At 71.8% G+C, this 19,362-nt stretch carries 10 protein-coding genes, 1 tRNA gene and 2 pseudogenes; 4 read left to right on the top strand and 9 right to left on the bottom strand.

What is annotated here, in order from left to right:
• Nucleotides 1-153: 153 nt before the first annotated feature.
• Complete coding sequence (locus tag ACIP79_RS04900; RefSeq protein ID WP_401219455.1) at nucleotides 154-297, bottom strand: hypothetical protein; 144 nt, start codon at nucleotides 295-297, stop codon at nucleotides 154-156.
• A 5-nt stretch (nucleotides 298-302) separates the two neighbouring features.
• Nucleotides 303-2,504: an MMPL family transporter gene (locus ACIP79_RS04905; protein ID WP_401219458.1), complete on the bottom strand. Its 2,202-nt coding sequence runs from the start codon at nucleotides 2,502-2,504 to the stop codon at nucleotides 303-305.
• A gap of 646 nt (nucleotides 2,505-3,150) precedes the next feature.
• Here ACIP79_RS04905 and ACIP79_RS04910 point away from each other — a divergent pair.
• Nucleotides 3,151-5,937, top strand: coding sequence for an ATP-binding protein (locus ACIP79_RS04910; protein WP_401219461.1), 2,787 nt, complete (start codon nucleotides 3,151-3,153; stop codon nucleotides 5,935-5,937).
• 103 nt (nucleotides 5,938-6,040) lie between these two features.
• Here ACIP79_RS04910 and ACIP79_RS04915 read toward each other — a convergent pair.
• Nucleotides 6,041-6,513: pseudogene (locus ACIP79_RS04915) on the bottom strand (DeoR family transcriptional regulator).
• A 27-nt stretch (nucleotides 6,514-6,540) separates the two neighbouring features.
• On the opposite strand from ACIP79_RS04915, the pseudogene ACIP79_RS04920 reads away from it, so the two are divergent.
• The 3 genes and pseudogenes from ACIP79_RS04920 to ACIP79_RS04930 all read left to right on the top strand — a co-directional run bounded on the left by ACIP79_RS04920 (nucleotide 6,541) and on the right by ACIP79_RS04930 (nucleotide 8,080).
• A pseudogene (locus ACIP79_RS04920) lies at nucleotides 6,541-7,210 on the top strand (class II aldolase/adducin family protein).
• Nucleotides 7,211-7,368: 158 nt separating this feature from the next.
• The gene (locus ACIP79_RS04925) at nucleotides 7,369-7,827 is read left to right on the top strand and encodes a hypothetical protein (RefSeq protein ID WP_401220862.1); all 459 of its coding nucleotides are present in this window, start codon (nucleotides 7,369-7,371) and stop codon (nucleotides 7,825-7,827) included.
• 7 nt (nucleotides 7,828-7,834) lie between these two features.
• Nucleotides 7,835-8,080 (top strand): hypothetical protein, encoded by a 246-nt coding sequence (locus ACIP79_RS04930; protein WP_401219464.1) that lies wholly within the window; start codon nucleotides 7,835-7,837, stop codon nucleotides 8,078-8,080.
• A gap of 319 nt (nucleotides 8,081-8,399) precedes the next feature.
• Here the strand turns inward: ACIP79_RS04930 and ACIP79_RS04935 are convergent.
• The 6 genes from ACIP79_RS04935 to ACIP79_RS04960 all read right to left on the bottom strand — a co-directional run bounded on the left by ACIP79_RS04935 (nucleotide 8,400) and on the right by ACIP79_RS04960 (nucleotide 18,877).
• A tRNA-Thr gene (locus tag ACIP79_RS04935) sits at nucleotides 8,400-8,473 on the bottom strand.
• Nucleotides 8,474-8,579: 106 nt separating this feature from the next.
• The gene (locus ACIP79_RS04940; RefSeq protein ID WP_401219466.1) at nucleotides 8,580-10,196 is read right to left on the bottom strand and encodes an alpha/beta hydrolase; all 1,617 of its coding nucleotides are present in this window, start codon (nucleotides 10,194-10,196) and stop codon (nucleotides 8,580-8,582) included.
• A gap of 219 nt (nucleotides 10,197-10,415) precedes the next feature.
• Entirely contained in the window at nucleotides 10,416-11,621 is a 1,206-nt protein-coding gene (locus ACIP79_RS04945) for a DNA polymerase III subunit delta' (RefSeq protein ID WP_383677774.1), read from the bottom strand.
• Nucleotides 11,622-11,960: 339 nt separating this feature from the next.
• On the bottom strand, nucleotides 11,961-15,398 hold the full coding sequence (gene tmk, locus ACIP79_RS04950; RefSeq protein ID WP_401219469.1) for a dTMP kinase: 3,438 nt from the start codon (nucleotides 15,396-15,398) through the stop codon (nucleotides 11,961-11,963).
• Nucleotides 15,399-15,629: 231 nt separating this feature from the next.
• Nucleotides 15,630-18,443, bottom strand: a complete 2,814-nt coding sequence (gene topA / locus ACIP79_RS04955; protein ID WP_401219472.1) for a type I DNA topoisomerase — start codon at nucleotides 18,441-18,443, stop codon at nucleotides 15,630-15,632.
• Between the two features lie 236 nt (nucleotides 18,444-18,679).
• Nucleotides 18,680-18,877: a hypothetical protein gene (locus tag ACIP79_RS04960; protein ID WP_383677780.1), complete on the bottom strand. Its 198-nt coding sequence runs from the start codon at nucleotides 18,875-18,877 to the stop codon at nucleotides 18,680-18,682.
• Nucleotides 18,878-19,362 lie beyond the last annotated feature (485 nt).

Consider the following 19,362-nt stretch of genomic DNA (forward strand, 5'->3'; position numbering starts at 1 on the left):
TGATGTGATCACAACATCGGATCTGGCCCGACGGTGCGCGCGTAGGACGCGTAACTCGGGGGAGTGTCGCCGCCGCGGCCGGATCCGGGGACGCGAGAGGCCCCGGTCGCCCGAGGTGAGCGACCGGGGCCTCCGTCCGTCGTGACGGTCGGATCACTCCGTGGGCGGGTCCGCTCCAGGACCGATCCGGGCGCACCCGGAGCCGGCCGGCCACTCCTTCAGCCCGGCCTGGAACTCCCTGAACTCCTCGATCCCGGGGAGCGGATTCTCCACCCCGTCCGCGATCTCCAGCTCCACGTGCGCTACACGCCCGCCGACACCCGCTCGGCCGGTGCCTCGGCGGCCTCGCTCAGGCCCACCTTGGCGTGCAGCCGGCGCAGACCGGACGGCGCGTACCAGGCGGTGCGGCCCAGCAGCCGCATCGCCGCGGGGACCAGCACACCGCGTACGGCGACCGCGTCGATCAGGATGGCCAGTCCGCTGCCCAGTCCGAACATCTGGATGAAGCTGACCTTGCTGGTGGCGAAGGCGAAGAAGCTCACGGCGAGCAGTCCCGCCGCCATGGTGACGATCCGTCCGGTGCCCGCGAGACCCCGGGTCACGGCCTCCTCGGGACCGGCGCCCGCGTCGTGCAGCTCCTTGATCCGGCTGGTCACGAACACCTCGTAGTCCATGGAAAGACCGAAGGCGATGCAGAACATCAGGACCGTCGTGCCGGCCTCCATGGGCTGCGGCGTGAAGTTGAGCAGCCCGCTGAGGTTGCCGTCCTGGAAGATCCACACCATGGCGCCCATGGCCGCCATCAGGCTCACCCCGTTGAGCACGAGGGCGCGCAGCGGCTGGACCACACTGCCGGTGAACAGGAACAGCAGGACGAAGGTGCTGACCACGATCCAGCCGATGGCCAGCGGCAGCCGGTCGCCGATCGACTGCTTGGAGTCCACCAGCCGCGCGTCGGTTCCGCCGACCAGGGCCTCGGTTCCGGACGGCGCGTCGACGGCCCGGATCCCGGTGACCAGGTCCTGCGCCGCGTCCGAGGCCGGAGTGAACTCGTGGAGCACGGTCAGCCGTTGCGCGTCCGAGGTACCGAGCGCCGCGGCGCCGGGTCCGGGCTCCGCGGACATCCGGCCACCGGTGTAGCTGCCGGAGCCGGCGTCGACCCGCACCACGCCGTCGAGCCGGGACAGTTCGGCGGCGTACCCGCCGAGCGTGTCCGGGGTCACCGAGCTGGTGGTGATGATCTGCACGGCCGCCGCGTCGTTGGCCGCGAAGTCGGTCCGCAGCGCGGTCGAGACCTGCCGGCTCTGGGCGTCCTCCGGGAGCACCCGCTCGTCCGGGATGCCGAAGCTGACGCCGAGCAGCGGGCTCGCGGCCAGCAGCAGTACGGCGAGCACGGGCAGGGCGGTCAGTCCGGGCCTGCGCATCACGGTGCCGGCGATCCGCCCCCACAGCGGGGAGTCCGTCCGGCCGGCCGACCTGGTGCCGGGCACCCGGCCCGCGTTGACGCGGTGACCGAGTACGGCGAGCAGTGCGGGGATCACCAGCAGCGAGCTGATGGACGCGATCGCCACCACGCCGATCCCGGCGTACGCGAAGGAGCGCAGCGCGAACAGCGGGAAGACGAGGAGCGCGCCCAGGGCGGCGATGACCGTCGCGGAGGAGAAGGCGATGGTGCGTCCGGCGGTGGTGACCGTGTGCCGGATGGCGTCGGGCACGTCGTCGCCGCGGACCAGCTGCTCACGGAAACGGGAGACGAGCAGTAGGCCGTAGTCGATGCCGAGGCCGAGGCCGAGGGCGGTGGTGAGGTTGACCGCGAGGACGGAGACGTCGGTGACGCTGCCCAGCAGGTAGAGCTCGGCGAGCGTGCCGAGGATCGCGATGACACCGATGACCAGTGGCAGCAGCGCGGCCACCAGGCTGCCGAAGGCGATCACCAGCAGGACGAGGGTGACGGGTATCGCGATGGCCTCGGCGAGCGCGAGGTCTTCGGCGACCTGTGCGGAGAGGCCGCTGTTCACCGCGGCGCCGCCGCCGGCGCGCACCGAGACGCCGTCCTTGTCACCGGTGTACTCGTCGAGCAGCGCCTCGGTGTTCGCGCCCTCGTCCCGGTCGCCGCCCTTGACGTGGGCCAGCACCAGGGCCTTCTCGCCGTCCTTGGACTTCAGGCCCTCGCCGCCGCGGTCCCAGTACGACAGCACGCCCGAGACGGTCTTCTCGCTCCGCAGGCTCTCGGTCAGCTCCCGGCCGCGCTGCGCCGCCGCGGTGGTGTCGGGGCCGCCCTGCTCGGCGTCGACCAGCAGGACCAGGTTCGAATCACCGCCGAACTTCTCCTCGATCAGTTTCTCGGCCCGGCTGGACGGCGCGCCCGGATCGTCGAACCCGCCTCCGCTGAGCTTGCCGAAGGCACCGATGCCCAGGGCGGCCATGGCGATGAGCAGGAGTGTGGAGACCACGAGGATCAGCCGGGCGCGACGCACGGTGAGCTCGGCGATTCGCAACAGCATGGATGGGTTCATCTTTCGGAGAGGTCGGAGCCGCCACTTTTCGGCCGCGCCACCGGTGAGCCCTCACGCTCGCACCGACGCGCGGGCGCTCGCGTCGGTGAAATTCGCCTAGGCGGTGGTGGGCGGTTCCGGCCGGGGTGGTGGGCGGTTCCGGCCTGGGGGGAGGAGGACGGTTCCGGACCCGGGGGGAGAGGAGGACGGTTCCGGTCGGGGACGGAGGGCGGTTCCGACCGCTGGGGAGGGCGGTTCCGGCTGGGGAGGGCGGTTCCGGCTGGGGAGGGCGGTTCCGGCTGGGGAGCGAGGGTAGTTCCGACCCGGGGGTGACGAGGGTTCCGGCTGCGGGGGAGGGCGGTTCCGTGCCGGGGACGGAGGCGGCTCCGACCCGGGGACGGAGGCGCTACGACCCGGGGACGGACGGCGGCACCGTGCCGGGGACGGACGGCGGCACCGACCCGGGGAGGGACAGCGGCACCGACCCGGGGAGGGACAGCGGCCCCGGCCCGCGGAAACGGCGGCCCCGGCCGGGTGATTTCCGTGGACACGACGCCATACGGCCCGATGTCACCCTGGACACGGCGCGCCGCCTGCCGTATGAGCTCAGCGGTTCGCCCGCATCGACGGCGGGGGCTCGCCTAACGTACGAGGTATGCGGACGTCTGTTCCCCCCACCGGTCAACTCGTCGGCAGACAGGCCGAATTCCGGCGTATCGACGAGCTGACCGGCGCCGCGCGCGAGGGCCGGGGCGGGGCGCTGGTCCTGCGGGGCGAGGCCGGTATCGGCAAGAGCGCGCTGCTCGACCGCGCCCGGGAGGCCGCGTCCGGGTTCCGGGTCGTCGAGGTGTGCGGGTCGCAGTACGAGACGGAGTTGCCGTTCGCCGCCCTGCACCAGCTGTGTGTGCCGGTGCTCGGACAGCTCGGTGAACTGCCCGCCCCGCACCGCGAGTCGCTGCGGATCGCGTTCGGGCTGGCCACCGGGACGCCGGACGCGTTCCGCATCGGTCTCGCGACGCTGGAACTGCTGGCGTCCGCCGCCCGTGAGCGTCCGCTGCTGTGCGTGGTCGACGACGCCCAGTGGCTCGACGCCGCTTCGGCCAGGGCCCTCGCCTTCCTCGCCCGGCGCGTCGGATCCGAGCCCGTCGCCATGATCCTCGGGCTCCGGCTGCCCAGTGCGCCGGGCGAACTGGACGATCTGCCGGGCCTGTTCGTCGACGGCCTGAGCGACACCGACGCGCGGGCGCTGCTGGCGGCCCGCAGCCACGTGACGCTCGACGAGCAGGTGTGGGACCGGATCATGGCCGAGGCGCGCGGAAACCCGTTGGCGCTGCTCGAACTGCCCAGAGCCGGTGGCTACGCCCCGCCGGACACGTCCTCGGTGCCGACCAGGATCGAACGCAGCTACCAGGCCCGGCTGGCCGAAGCACCCCCCGGGGCACGCCTGTTGCTCACCGTCGCGAGCGCCGACCCGACCGGCGACCCCGGTCTGCTGTGGCCGGCCGCACGGCGACTCGGCCTCGACGTGGCGACGGCCGGCGCCGCCGCGACCGCCACCGGTCTCGTCGAGTTCTCCACCCGCGTCCGCTTCTGCCACCCGCTGGCCCGCTCGGCGGTCTACCGGGCGGCGGACGCGGCTCAACGGCGTACGGCGCACGGGGTGTTGGCCGACGTCACCGACCCGGTCGTCGATCCGGACCGGCGGGCCTGGCACCGCGCCCAGGCCGGTACGGGCCCCGACGACGACGTCGCCGCCGAACTGGAGCGCTCGGCGTCCCGCGCCCGGTCGCGCGGAGGTGTGGAGGCCGCGGCGGCCTTCATCGAACGCGCGGCGGCGTTGTCCCTGGACACCGGCCGCCGGATCGAGCGGACGCTCGCGGCGGTACGCGCCAACCTCGACGCGGGCGCCACCGACACCGCGGCGGAACTGCTCAGCACCGTCGAGAACGCCGCCCTCGACGAGCTCCAGCACGCCCGGGTCGACCTGCTGCGGGGCCAGATCGCCTTCGTACGGCACAACGACGGCAACGGCCCGATGTTCATGCTCCGTGCCGCACAGCGCCTGTCGACGCCGGACCCGGACTGGTCACGCGAGTGCTTCCTGGACGCACTGGAGATGAGCCTGGTCGTCGGCCGGGCCGAGGGCGTGATGGACCTGGTGCTGGCCGCCGCCGGCACCGGCACGCCCACGCCGAGCCCCGCCGGAACCGGCACGCCCACACCGAGCCCCGCCGGAACCGGCACGCCCACGCCACGCCCCGCCGGAACCGGCGCGCCCGCGCCGCGCCCGCCGGACATCCTGGACGCGCTCGCCCTGCTGGCCTCCGACGGACACCGGGCGGCGGTTCCCGCCATACGGGCCGCGCTCGACGGCGGCGAGACCCCGATGTGGACCCGGCGGCCGGCGCTCGCCTCGATCCTCGCGTGCGAACTGTGGGACCCGCACACCCACTCGGCGGTCGCCGACTGGCTGATGAAGACCGGCCGCGAGTCCGGTTCGCCGCTCATGCTGCGCCTCGGCCTCGCCCAGGTGGCGTCCAGCGCCGCGTTCAGGGGCGACTTCGGGCAGGCGACGGCGGCGATCGCCGAGGAGGAGGCGGTCGCCGACGCGGTGGGCGGGCCGGCGGTCTGGTACCACCGGCTCCATCTGGCGGCGATGCGCGGCCGACGCCAGGAGGCGTCCGAGCTGTTCGAGACGGCTGCGGAGGCGGCGACGGCACGGGGCGCGGGGCAACTGGTCTCCAACGTCCACTGGGCGACGGCCGTGCTCAACAACGGCCTGGCCGACTACCCGGCGGCGCTGGCCGCGGCCCACCGGGCCACCGCCCCCGGTGATCTCTTCCTCGCCGGGATCTCCCTGCCCGAACTGGTGGAGGCGGCCGTCCGCTGCGGCGAGCACGACACCGCCGTCACGGCCCTGGAATCGCTCACGGAACGCACCGAGGCCGCCGGCACCGCCTCGGGCCTGGGCGTCGCCGCGTACGCCCGAGGCCTGGTGACCGGCGACGAGGACCACTACCGGGAGGCCGTCGAGCACCTCGACAAGAGCCCGCTGCTCCCCTACCGGGCCAGAGCGCATCTCCTCTACGGCGAATGGCTGCGCCGCGAGGGCCGCAGGCGGGACTGCCGGCTGCACCTGCGTACCGCCCACGAACTGCTCTCCGACGCCGGCCTCGAGGCGTTCGCCCAGCGGGCCGCCGACGAACTGCGCGCCACCGGCGAGAAGGCCCGCAGCCGCACCGGCCACACCTACGACCAACTCACCCCGCAGGAGCTCTACATAGCCCGCCTGGTCGCCACCGGCGCGACGTCCAACGAGGTCGCCGCCCGGCTGTTCCTCAGCCCGCGCACCATCGACGCCCACCTGCGCAACATCTTCCGCAAGCTGGGCATCACCTCCCGCCGACAGCTCAGGGACCGGCCGGACTTGGGCGGCGTCTGAGCGGTGCCGCCGTACGGGCGCCACGCGGGCTGTACGCCCGTCTGAGCGGTACCGCCGAACGGGCGCCCAGCGGACTGCAGGCGGCCGGCCCGCCGCGTACAACTCAGGCCTCGGCCAGGTACAGTTCGGCCCCGCCCGCGCGTACGCCCTCCGCGGCGGCGTCGGCCAGCACGCTGTCGGTGATCACCGCGTCGAACGCCGTCAGCGGCGCGACCCGGTACTTGCCGAACGTCCCGAACTTGGACGAGCCCGCCACCAGGACCGAACTCCCCACCGACTCCATCGCCGCCTGCTTGACCTCGCCCTTCGGCTCCGACGGTGTGGTCACCCCGCGCGGCAGGTCCCAGGAACTGGTGCTGATGAACGCGATGCCGAGGGCGAGTCGGCGCAGGGTCGCCGCGGCGAGACGGCCCACGCTGGAGCGGTTGGCCAGAACACCAGTCCCTGGCGCTCCAGTTCGGCGATGTCTCGGCGGACCGTCATGTGGGAGACACCGCAGAGCTGGGTGATCTGCTGGACGCTGAGCAGACGCTGAGCACCCCTTCCTTGCGCAGATGACTTCGGCGCCACGGACATCTTCACCTCGGCCTGGGAGGTACTCGCGTGAGCGCGGCCCGCCACGACCTCGCCGCCGCCGGCGCACACCTCGCGGCCCTCGGCCTCAGCCCCGGTTCTCCGGAAACCTAAGCATCCGGGAGGGCTCTCGGGTTCTCATCACCCCGACCGGCACGGACCTGGCCGCGATTGACCCCGACGGCCTCGCCGTCCTCGACCTGGACGGCACCCACCGTGACGGCCCCCGCCCGTCCAGGGAATTCCCCCTGCACACCGCGTTCTACCGGCGCGACCCCGCCGCCCGCGCCGTGATCCACCTCCACTCCCGCCACGCGACAGCCGCCGCCTGCCGCCCCGCCTGGTCGGAACACAGCGCGCTCCCCCGCAGACCCCGTACTGCGTCATTCGCGTCGGCCAGACCCCACTACTCCCCTACGAACCCCCGGGCGACCCCCGCCAAGCCGCGGAACTCGAACAACTACCGTTCCCCTTCCGCGCCGCCCTCCTCCAGAACCACGGCCCAGTGGGCTCCGGCCCCTCCGTCACCGCAGCCATGGACGCGGCGATAGAACTCGAAGAAACAGCGGCCCTGATCCTCGCCCTGGGCTCCCTACCGGCCCGCCTACTCACGAACACCGAGGCAGGCGCCTTGGCGGAGAAGTACGGGACGTCCTGGAGCGGTGACCCGCCGGTTGGGGATCCCTTCGCACAACCGTGATGACGGCGTGGCACCCATGAACGTTTCTCCTGGTCAGCGCACTGATTCGCTGATCACACATGACAGTGAATCGGCTGACGCTCCTGTAACCAGTCACTACGGAGCGCGGTTCTCCCCGTACCCATCAGGAGATCATCAGCAAGGAGAGCGTCTTGTTACTGCAGTTCGCCTCACGCCTCACCACGCCTCTGATCGTCGCAGGTGCACTCGTCCTCACCACGTCGACCGGCGCGCACGCCGGCGCGATCGGTTCAACTCCCGTGCGCACCTTCGACTACAGCGTCGGGGGTGTGACCATGAAGGTTCCGACAGGCTGCATGTTCACCCACATCATCCGCGGGAGCGGCAAGAAGATCACATATCAGAACGCCGGGGTCGACTGCGGTTTCGTCGCAGCGGTGAGTAGCGGTTTCTGTAACTGGCGCATCGACTTCATCTATGCCGACACCAACAACCGGACGTACCGCACTTCGCGTGGCAGGACACACAGCGAATGCAAGATCGACCCGATGCGGAACAACTCTCCCCAGAGGCTGCCTCGTTATGGCAAGGCGTGTGCCCATCTCTTCGTCAACGGAGTGCGGCGCGTGAGCCAGTGTCACCACATCACGAAGTGAGTTGTCCATGATCGAGCAGCCAAAGGCACAGGGTCCTGACGAGCCGTGGCATACACGGCGACGCCGGACCGGGATCGCCGCGTTCACCATCGGCCTCGCGGCCACCCTCGCCTTCTTCGCCTTCTTTCCCGGACTACCGCATGTCATTGACTGGGGAGCAATTCTCGTCTCCCTCGCCGTGGGCGGACTCGCTCAATGGATCTGCCGCTCCTGGGTCACAAGGACGGCGAAGGAGGAGGCCGAACGCCGGTGACCGCCTCAGTGAAGCCACTCACGAGGCTCCACCGAGCCCTCACCTGCTCGACACACGCCGACAACGCACTCGCACCGCGAGCGACCGAAACGGACATAACCGCCAGACGCGCCGATAGGTGCAGCGCCGCTCCCACATTTCGAAGGCTGCCATGGCTGCCGTGCGTCGCCCAGGCGAGTTCTTCACGCCGGGACTCGAGGCCCGACCCGTGCCACACGAAGACCGGACCTGGCCCCACCGACACCCACGCACAACCTGCCGACCGTAGCAAAAAGCAAAAGCCCCAGGTCACGGCGAGTGAGTCCTGAGGCTTCCACAGAGCCGCCTTCGGGATTCGAACCCGAGACCTACGCATTACGAGTGCGTTGCTCTGGCCATCTGAGCTAAGGCGGCGCGCCGTCCACACCATGGTGCGATCAGCAACGCGGGTAAGTCTACACAGTTTCCGAGGGTGCTCCGAACAGGCCTCGGAGGGCCGATCCCGAGGCCGGTGGCAGGGCTATGAGCAGCGCTTTTCCTTGGGTGGAGGGGTGCCGCGGAGCAGGTAGCGGTTGATCGTGGAGTCGATGCATCCGCTACCGCGGCCGTAGGCGGTGTGGCCGTCGCCGACGTACGTGAGGAGGGTGGCGGAGGAGAGCTGGGAGGCGAGGGCCTGGGCCCAGGGATACGGGGTCGCGGGGTCGCGGGTGGTGCCGACGACGAGGATCGGCGCGGCGCCCCTCGCCTCGACGCGGCGGGGCTCGCCGGTCGGCTTCACCGGCCAGTAGGCGCAGTTCAGGGAGGCCCAGGCCAGGCCCTCGCCGAAGACGGGCGACGCCTTCTCGAAGGAGGGAAGCGCCTTCTCCACCTCGTCGGGACGCGAGAAGGCGGCCGGGAGGTCGAGGCAGTTCACGGCCGCGTTGGCGAACATCAGGTTCGTGTACTCGCCGTCGGCGTCCCGCTCGTAGTAACTGTCGGAGAGGGAGAGCAGGCCCGCGCCGTCCTTCTCCTTCATCGCCGACGTGAGCGCCTCACGCAGTTGCGGCCAGGCCGCCTCGTCGTACATCGCCGCGATCACACCCGTCGTCGCGAGCGCCTCGCCGAGCTCGCGGCCGTCCGCGTCGCCCGCCGGAATCGGAGCCGCGTCGAGCCGTTGGAAGAAGGCCTTGAGGTTCTTGCCGACCTGGGCGGCACTGGTGCCCGCGCCGCCCAACGGGCAGTCGCTCTGGCGTACGCAGTCCTTCGCGAACGACTGGAAGGCCGTCTCGAAGCCCGCCGTCTGTCCCTCACTCAGCTTGCGCGCGCCGAGCGACGGGTCCATCGCACCGTCCAGGACCAGACGGCCCACGCGGTCGGGAAAGAGGCCGGCGTACGTCGCCCCGAGGAACGTTCCGTACGACGCCCCCACGTACGTCAGCTTCTTGTCACCGAGCACGGCCCGCAGCATGTCCATGTCGCGGGCCGTCTCCACCGTGGAGACGTGCCGCAGCAGGTTGGGTGCGTCCTCCCCACACCCCTCCGCGAACTGCTTGAAGGCGTCGACGAGCTGGTCCGTCTCCATCTCGTCGTCGGGAGTGCTGTCCGTCTGCGTGTACGTGTCCATCTCGCTGCCGGTGAGGCACTCGACCGGCTCGCTGCGGGCCACGCCGCGCGGGTCGACGGCGACCATGTCGTACCGGGCGCGGACCGCCGCCGGGTAGCCGATACCGGCGTACGACTGGAGGTAGCCGATCGCCGAGCCGCCCGGCCCGCCGGGGTTGACCAGCAGCGAACCGAGACGTTTCCCAGGACCCGTGGCCTTCTTGCGGGAGACCGCCAGCCGGATGTCGCCCGCCGTCGGCTTCGCGTAGTCGAGCGGCGCCTTCATCGTGGCGCACTCGAAGCCCGGCACACCGCAGCTGCGCCAGGTCAGCTTCTGCCCGTAGTACGGCGACAGTGCCGAAGGTGTGGAACTGGGCAGCGGGGTCAGCACCGCGTCCGCCGTCGACGCCGTGGTCGAACTCCCCGAGGAGCACGCCGAGACGAGCAGCGCCGTGGCGGCCAGCAGCACGCTGCTCACGCGGAGGGACCGGGACGGCCCAGGAGAACCGATCGACCGGCCGGACCGCGCCGGCCGAGGAGCGCACCTGATGTACATCTGGCGAGCGTAACCCTGCGCCATGATTTGATCACCATCAGTCGCCGAACCGCCTCGTACGAGTGACGCGGTCAACCAGTCCCGCAGGTCACACCCGGCATCCCCGACCCCCGCGAGCCGCCCGGACCGCTCGGGTCGCGCTCACGAAGCCCGACATTCCCGAACCCGGAAACCCCGGAACCCGGAAACCCCCGGCTTCGTAGGCCGCGGCTCGCCCGGTCACCCCGCCCGCAGCGCCATGGTCATCGCCTCCACCGCGAGCAGCGGGGCGACATTGCGGTCGAGTGCCACGCGGCAGCCGGCGATCGCGTCTATGCGGCGCAGGGTCGCTTCCGGCGAACTGCCGCGGGCCAGCCGCTCCAGGGTGTCCTCGGACTCCGTGTTGGCGAGGGCCACCCGGGAGCCGAGCTGGAGGGCGAGGACGTCGCGGTAGAAGCCGGTGAGGTCGATCAGGGCCAGGTCCAGGGCGTCGCGCTGCGTCCGCGTTCTTCGGCGCTTCTGGTTGTCCTCCAGCTCTTTCATGACGCCGGCGGTACCCCGGGGCATGCGACCGCCCTGAGCCGCGCCGAGGGCCGCCTTCATCTCCTCGGTCTCCTTGACGTCGACCTCCTCGGCGAGCTGCTTGGCATCCTCGGACGCCGTGTCGATCAGCTCCTGGGCCGCCTTGAGGCAGCCGCCGATGTCGTCGATCCGGAGCGGGAGCCTGAGAACGGCGGCGCGCCGCTCGCGAGCGCGGGGGTCCGTGGCGAGGCGGCGGGCCCGCCCGATGTGACCCTGCGTCGCGCGCGCGGCCACGGCCGCCACGTCGGGCTCGATGCCGTCACGGCGTACGAGGATGTCGGCGACGGCGTCCACCGGCGGGGTGCGCAGGGTGAGAAGACGGCAGCGGGAGCGGATGGTGGGGAGGACGTCCTCGATGGACGGGGCGCACAGGAGCCAGACCGTACGAGGCGCGGGTTCCTCCACGGCCTTCAGCAGGACGTTGCCCGCACCCTCCGTGAGACGGTCGGCGTCCTCCAGGACGATGACCTGCCAGCGGCCGGTCGCCGGGGACATCTGGGCACCGCGGACCAGGTCGCGGGTCTCCTTCACGCCGATGGAGAGCATGTCGGTGCGGACGATCCGGACGTCGGCGTGGGTGCCGACCAGGCTGGTGTGACAGCCCTCGCAGAAACCGCAGCCGGGGATGCCGCCCAGCGCGCGGTCGGGGCTCACGCACTGGAGAGCCGCCGCGAACGCCCGTGCCGCCGTGGAGCGGCCCGAGCCGGGCGGGCCCGTGAACAGCCAGGCGTGCGTCATCTTGGACGCCTCGGGCGGCGGGGTTCCCGAGGCGATCGCCGTGACGAGGGTGTCGGCGTCGCGGGCAGCGGCGGCGAGCTGCTCGCGTACCTTGTCCTGGCCCACCAGGTCGTCCCACACGGGCATGGCGCACCGCCCTTCCGTCGCACTTCGCCTTGCCGAGTCCATTGTGCGGGTCACCACTGACAACGGGTCACCAGGACGACGGACCGCCCATCGAGGCGGGGCCCCACCGACCACGGAGCGGCCAACCCAGCCCAAGCCAGCCGAGGCGATCGGCGGCAACGGCAACGGCAGCCAACTGCTGTCCGGCAGCCACTGGACCGACCGGCTTCCGACCGGACGCGGTCCCAGCCGCCCCCGCCGCGCCTCACCACACGTCAGCGCAGGTCGACCTGCACTGAATCCGTCCAGACCCGTCCGCCCAGAGCCACCAGCGTCACCGACACCGATCAAACCCCGATCTCAGCGGCGCCGCCCGCCCTTCCCCCGCTCCTCGTCCCATTCGTCCTCGTCGCGCGGGCCAAGCAGTTCGTCCGCCAGTGTCGGGAGATCGTCGAGCGGGGTCTCCTCCGCCCAGTCGGAGCGGGGCCGTCGACGCGGAGTGCCCTCGGCATCGACCTGGGGCAGTTCGCGCGTACGGTCGCTGGACCGGTCGGATCCCTCTGCCGGGCGCTCGTCACGGAAGAACCCCGGCGGCACCCGGTCCGAAGAACCGCCCTCGGCACCGGCACCCGCCTTGGCACCCGCACCCGCACCGCCGCCCGAGTCGGCATCCCGGACCTGGGGCAGTACGGCCGTCTCGTCAGCCGCACCCGAAGTGACCGGCGGCAGCACAGCGGTGTCATCCGCCGCGTCCGCGGGCACCGGCCGCAGCACAGCCGTGTCGTCCGCGCCCCTTTCGGGCACCGGCGGCTTCGGCAACTTGGCCGTCTCCTCGGCGTCGGACCGGCCAACCGACCGGCCGGCCGAACGACCACCCGACCCGGAGTCGGACCGCGCACCGCCCGGCCCGTCATCGGCTCGCACCGGCCGCAGCACGGCCGTGTCGTCCAGCCCGCGAGCCGACCCGTCGGACGGCGCCACCACTGGCGTAGGAACGGTCGTCTCATGGTCGGAAGAACGCGACGAAGAAGCAGAAGCAGAAGCAGCAGCCGACCCGGAAGCCTCACCGGACCCACCACCGTCACCGGCCCCGGATCCAGACCCCGTCCCCGCCCCCGTCCCAGACCCCGATCCGCCAGAGGTCCCAGACCCCTCAGCCAGCCGAGAAGCCTCCGCTTCAGCCTCAGCCTCAGCCGCCGCCTCGGCCGCCGAAGCCGCAGCCGCCTCCGCGGCCCCTCGTCGAGCCTCCTCCGCCCGCAGCAGCGCCTCCTCGGCCTTGCGCTGCTTCTCGAGGCGGCGCTCCTCCGCCTCGGCGCGCAGTCGCGCCTCCTCGGCGGCAAGCCTGCGCAACCGCTCCTGCTCGGCGGCGCGTGCCTGCTCCTCGGCGAGCTGGCGGGCCCGCTCCTCCTCGGCGCGGCGGCGGGCGTCCTCGGCACGCTGCCGGGCCTCCTCCGCCTGGCGCTCGGCCTCGCGCCGCTGGGCTTCCTCCAGCTCGCGCTGCTTGCGCTCCTCTTCCTCCGCGCGCAACCGGGCGAGCTGCTCCTGGCGCTCGCGCTCCAGCCGCTCCTCCTCGGCCTTGCGCGCGGCCTCCTCCTCGGCCTTCCGGCGGGCTTCCTCCTCCGCCGCCTTGCGTGCCTCCTCCTGAGCCCGCACCTCGGCCTCCGAGAGGGGCAGCAGCATGTCGAGGCGGTGCCGGACGACGGTGGTGACGGCTTCGGGCTCCTGCGCGCCGTCGACGACGAGGTACCGCCCGGGGTCGGCGGCGGCGAGGGTCAGGAAACCGGACCGCACGCGCGCGTGGAACTCGGCCGGCTCCGACTCCAGCCGGTCCGGCGCCTCCGTGAACCGCTCACGGGCGGCTTCCGGCGAGACGTCCAGCAGCACCGTCAGATGCGGAACGAGGCCGTCGGTCGCCCACCGCGAGATCCGCGCGACCTCGGTCGGCGACAGGTCGCGCCCGGCCCCCTGGTAGGCGACCGAGGAGTCGATGTACCGGTCCGAGATGACGACGGCGCCCCGCTCCAGCGCGGGCCGTACGACCGTGTCGACGTGCTCCGCGCGGTCGGCGGCGTACAGCAGCGCCTCAGCCCGGTGCGAGAGACCGGCCGACGACACGTCCAGCAGGATCGACCGCAGCCGCTTGCCCACCGGCGTGGCGCCCGGTTCGCGGGTCACCACGACCTCGTGGCCCTTGGCGCGGATCCACTCCGCGAGCGCCTCGGCCTGGGTCGACTTCCCGGCGCCGTCACCGCCCTCCAGGGCGATGAAGAACCCGGAGGCGGCCGGTAGCTGCACCGGATCGTCGCCGCCGCGCAGCGCGTCCCGCAGGTCGTGCCGCAGCGGCACCCCGGAGCGGTCGTCGGCCTTGGCGAGCACCAGCGCGGCGACCGGCAGCAGCAGCGCGCCGACCAGCATGAGGGTGAAGGCGGCGCCGCCGTGCGCGAACACGAACTTGCCGTTCTCCAGGCGATGCGGGCCGATCGCCGCGGCCACCAGGGGCGCGGCCAGGGCGCCGAGCGCCACGAACAGCCGTACGACCGCGTGCAGATGCTCGGTAGTCCGTGCTCGGCGGTAGTCCTCGGCCTCCTGGTCGAGCAGCGCGTGCCCGGTGTTCGCGGCGATGCCCGCGCCGACACCCGCGAAGCCGTCGATCAGCAGCACGGTGGTGACGTCCGGGATCAGCCCGGCGGCCAGCAGCGCGACTCCGGTGAAGGCGATCGCCAGCGCGAGCAGCCTGCGCCGCGACAGCGAGGGCAGCAGGGAGGGCGCCGTACGGATGCCGACGACGACACCACCGGTCAGCGCGAGCACCAGCAGCCCGTACGTCACCGGCCCGCCACCCAGGTCCTTGGCGTGCAGGACGGAGACGGCGACGGCGGCCGAGATCGCCGCGGCGACCGCGGCGCAGGCCAGGACCAGCAGCGGGATGGCGCCCGTACGGCCCGTGTCGATGCCCGTGCCCGTCTTGGGGCGGCGCAGTCCCTCGAGCGGCGACCGCGCGCGCGGGGTGCGGGCGTCGGGCAGTTCGAGGAAGGTGAGCACCGACAGCGAGGCGGCGAACAGGCCGGCGGCGACGTACGAGGCCAGCGCCGCCTGGTGCTGGCCGAACCAGTCGATCCCGGTGCCCAGCAGGTTGTTGACGAGGGACACGGCCACGAGCGCGGCGGCCGCGATCGGCACCGTCAGGAAGCCCGTACGCAGAAACAAGCGCCGCAGCGCGTCCATGTGGTCCGGCAGCGGGCGCACCGTGGCGCCCTCCGGCGGCGGCGCGGGCAGCAGCGCGGGTGCCGCGCCCTCCCGGCAGACCGTCCAGAACCGCTCGGCGACGCCGGTCACGAAGGCGACGACGAGGATGGCGGCGAGCGCGTCGTCCGGCGTCCAGTCGATCCACAGCGGGGCGACGATCAGGAGCGCGGCCCGCAGGCCGTCGGCGCCGACCATGGTCCAGCGCCGGTCGAGCAGTCCCTCCTGGGACGTCAGCGTGGAGAGCGGGCCGAGCAGTACGGCTCCGAAGAGGAGCGTGGCGAGAACGCGCGCCCCGAAGACGGCCGCCACCGCGAGGGCGACACCGCGGTACCCACCGCCGAAGGAGCCCTCGGAGATCGCCGCCTGCAGCGCCAGGACGACCAGGACCAGGAGGGCGAGGGCGTCACCGACCCCTCCGACGAGCTGTGCGCTCCACAGCCGTTTCAGCTGCGGCTGGCGCAGCAGGGCGCGCACGGCGCGCTCCCGGGAATCCGCGACCAGGGCGTCGTCGGGGGCCGGGTCGTGGCCCGTTGGCTGCTCGGATCGCGTCATCCTGACAGCCTATCCGGACCCACTGACTCCCCGAAGGGGTGCCCGAACATACGGACGCCCCCACACCAAAAGGTGTAGGGGCGCACACGCGTCGGTCACAGGGTCGGTCACAGGAGGGACGCTCCCGGGCCGCCGGAAATGCGGTCCCGGGAAGGCGGTTTCAGGAAGGCCCTTCCGGGAGCGCGGTACCGGACGGCGAAAGCCGCCAGCCCTGCGGCAGCAGCAGAGCTGCTAACCCTCCGAAGCCGCCGTCTTCTTGGCGACGGCCTTCTTGGCGGGTGCCTTCTTGGCAGCCGTCTTCGAAGTCGTCGTCTTCTTGGCGGCGGTTTTCTTGGCCGGGGCCTTCTTGGTGGCCGTTTTCTTGGCGGGAGCCTTCTTCGCGGTCTTCTTGGCCGGCGCCTTGGCACGCTTCTCGGCGAGCAGCTCGAAGCCGCGCTCCGGGGTGATCTCCTCGACGCTGTCGCCGGACCGCAGGGTCGCGTTGGTCTCGCCGTCCGTCACGTACGGCCCGAAACGGCCGTCCTTGACCACGACCGGCTTCGCGCTGACCGGGTCGTCGCCCAGCTCCTTGAGCGGCGGCTTGGCGGCCGCGCGCCCGCGCTGCTTGGGCTGGGAGTAGATCTCCAGCGCCTCTTCGAGGGTGATGTCGAAGAGCTGGTCCTCGGCGGTGAGGGACCGCGAGTCCGTGCCCTTCTTCAGGTACGGCCCGTAGCGCCCGTTCTGCGCGGTGATCTCCACGCCCTCGGCGTCCTTGCCCACCACACGCGGCAGGGACATCAGCTTCAGGGCGTCGTCCAGCGTCACCGTGTCCAGGGACATCGACTTGAACAGCGAGGCCGTACGCGGCTTGACGGCGTTCTTGCCGGTCTTCGGAGTGCCTTCGGGGAGCAGCTCGGTGACGTACGGGCCGTAGCGGCCGTCGCGAGCGATGATCTGGTGACCCGTCTCCGGGTCGGCGCCGAGCTCGAAGTCGCCGCTCGGCTTGGCGAGCAGTTCCTCGGCGAGCTCGACGGTCAGCTCGTCGGGCGCCAGGTCCTCGGGAACGTCCGCGCGCTGGTGGTTCTCGGAGTCCTTCTCGCCGCGCTCGGCGTACGGGCCGTACCGCCCGACGCGCAGCACGATGTCGTTGCCGACGGGGAAGGACGACACCTCGCGGGCGTCGATGGCGCCCAGGTCGGTGACGAGTTCCTTGAGGCCGCCGAGGTGGTCGCCGTCGCCGTTGCCGGCCTCGGCGGCACCGGTCGCGTCACCCTCACCGAAGTAGAAGCGCCGCAGCCACGGGATGGACTGCGCCTCGCCCCGCGCGATGCGGTCGAGGTCGTCCTCCATCTTGGCGGTGAAGTCGTAGTCCACGAGCCGGCCGAAGTGCTTCTCCAGCAGGTTGACCACGGCGAAGCTCAGGAAGGACGGCACGAGCGCCGTGCCCTTCTTGAAGACGTACCCGCGGTCGAGGATGGTCCCGATGATCGACGCGTACGTCGACGGGCGGCCGATCTCGCGCTCTTCGAGCTCCTTGACCAGGCTCGCCTCGGTGTAGCGGGCCGGGGGCTTGGTGGCGTGCCCGTCGACCGTGAGCTCCTCGGCGGACAGCGGGTCGCCCTCGGTGACCTGCGGCAGCCGCCGCTCGCGGTCGTCCAGCTCGGCGTTCGGGTCGTCCGCGCCCTCGACGTACGCCTTCAGAAAGCCGTGGAAGGTGATCGTCTTGCCGGACGCGCTGAACTCGGCGTCGCGGCCGTCGGCGGACCTGCCCGCGATCTTGACGGTGACGGAGTTGCCGACCGCGTCCTTCATCTGGGAGGCGACGGTCCGCTTCCAGATCAACTCGTACAGCCTGAACTGGTCGCCGGTCAGGCCGGTTTCGGCGGGAGTGCGGAAACGATCACCCGACGGGCGGATCGCCTCGTGCGCCTCCTGCGCGTTCTTGACCTTTCCGGCGTACGTGCGCGGCTTGTCCGGCAGGTAGTCGGCGCCGTACAGCTGCGTGACCTGGGCGCGGGCGGCGGAGATCGCCGTCTCCGACAGGGTGGTGGAGTCGGTACGCATGTAGGTGATGAAGCCGTTCTCGTACAGCTTCTGCGCCACCTGCATGGTCGCCTTCGCCCCGAAGCCGAGCTTGCGCGAGGCCTCCTGCTGGAGCGTCGTCGTACGGAACGGGGCGTACGGCGAGCGGCGGTACGGCTTGGACTCGACCGAGCGGACCGCGAAGTCCGTGTTCTCCAGGGCGGCGGCGAGCGCGCGGGCGTTCGCCTCGTCCAGGTGGAGCGTGTTGGCGCCCTTGATCTGGCCGAGTGAGTCGAAGTCACGGCCCTGGGCGACCCGCTTGCCGTCGACGGCCGTGAGGCGCGCGACCAGCTGTGAGGGGTCCGAGGCGTCCCCGGCACGGCCGGTGCCGAAGGTGCCCGTCAGGTCCCAGTACTCGGCGGAGCGGAAGGCGATGCGCTCGCGCTCCCGCTCGACGACGAGGCGGGTCGCGACGGACTGCACGCGGCCGGCGGACAGCCGCGGCATGACCTTCTTCCACAGGACCGGCGAGACCTCGTAGCCGTAGAGGCGGTCGAGGATGCGGCGGGTCTCCTGGGCGTCGACCATGCGCTGGTTGAGCTCACGCGGGTTGGCGACGGCGCTGCGGATCGCGTCCTTGGTGATCTCGTGGAAGACCATCCGGTGGACGGGGACCTTGGGCTTCAGGACCTCCAGGAGGTGCCACGCGATGGCCTCGCCCTCGCGGTCCTCATCGGTGGCGAGGAAGAGTTCGTCGGAGTCCTTCAGCAGGTCCTTGAGCTTCTTGACCTGCGCTTTCTTGTCAGCGTTGACCACGTAGATCGGCTGGAAGTCGTTGTCGACGTCCACGCCGAGGCGGCGCACCTCGCCGGTGTACTCCTCGGGCACCTCCGCGGCACCGTTGGGAAGGTCACGGATGTGCCCGACGCTCGCTTCGACGACATAGCCGGGGCCGAGATAGCCCTTGATCGTCTTCGCCTTGGCAGGCGACTCGACGATGACGAGTCGGCGGCCGCCGTGTGCGGTGTCGCTGGTCGGGGACAACTTCGCTCTTCTCTCCGGTCGACGCGGGGGATCGCCCCAGGCCTTGCTCCCGGGGGTCGTGTGGTGCTGACGCTGCGGAGTGTGACGGTACATCCCGCCCCCGTGTCAAACGGGAAAAGCCCGCAACGGCCACTCGAACGGTAACCCGGCTACCGCCATTCCTGCCGCCCGGAGTGCGGACCAGCCGTTTCGGCTCTGTCCGGAGTGTGACCTCCCAGTTACCGAAGTCGCCGTCGTCACACGCGCGTGAGCACCCAGATCGCGAGGGCCAGCGTGCCCGCTCCGGCGACGCTCGCGACCGTCGCCGATGCGACGCGGTTCACACCGGCGGCGACGGGCTCGCCGCGGCGCACCCTGGTCGCGGTCCAGGCGAGCAGTCCGCCTCCGAACAGCGCGAACACCGTCCCCACGAAGATCGCCGGTCCGCTTTCCACGGTTCTGTCCTTCCGTCCCGAGCCTTCAGGCTCGGGACGCTGACAGGCCCCGGCAGCGGACAGACGAACCCACGGTGAACACCGGGCGACCGACACCCCATGAGCTCCGCCTTCCGCGCCATACGCGGGGTGCGGGCCGCCACCCCGACTCGTCTCGAACCTGCCGCGTCCGGGCTCACGAACCGTCACGCCCTCACGTCCGGATTCGCGAACTCCCGCGTCCGGACTCTCGAACCCGCCGCGTCCGGGTTTCCGGACGCGCCCGGCGGCCCAGCGGCGCTCCGAATCCGCCACCTTCGGGCTTGCGAACCCGCACGTCCGGGCTCTCGTGACCCGCCACCTTCGGGCGAACCCGCACGTCCGGGCTCTCACAACCCGCCACCTCCGAGCTCACGAACCCGCCGCGTCCAGGCCTGCGAACCCGCGCGCCCGCGCTCTCGCCACACCCCCGCCTCCGAGCTCTCGAACCCGCCGCCTCCGGACTC

Origin of the sequence: Streptomyces sp. NPDC088747 (genome assembly GCF_044751025.1) — a bacterium.
Lineage (GTDB): Bacteria > Actinomycetota > Actinomycetes > Streptomycetales > Streptomycetaceae > Streptomyces.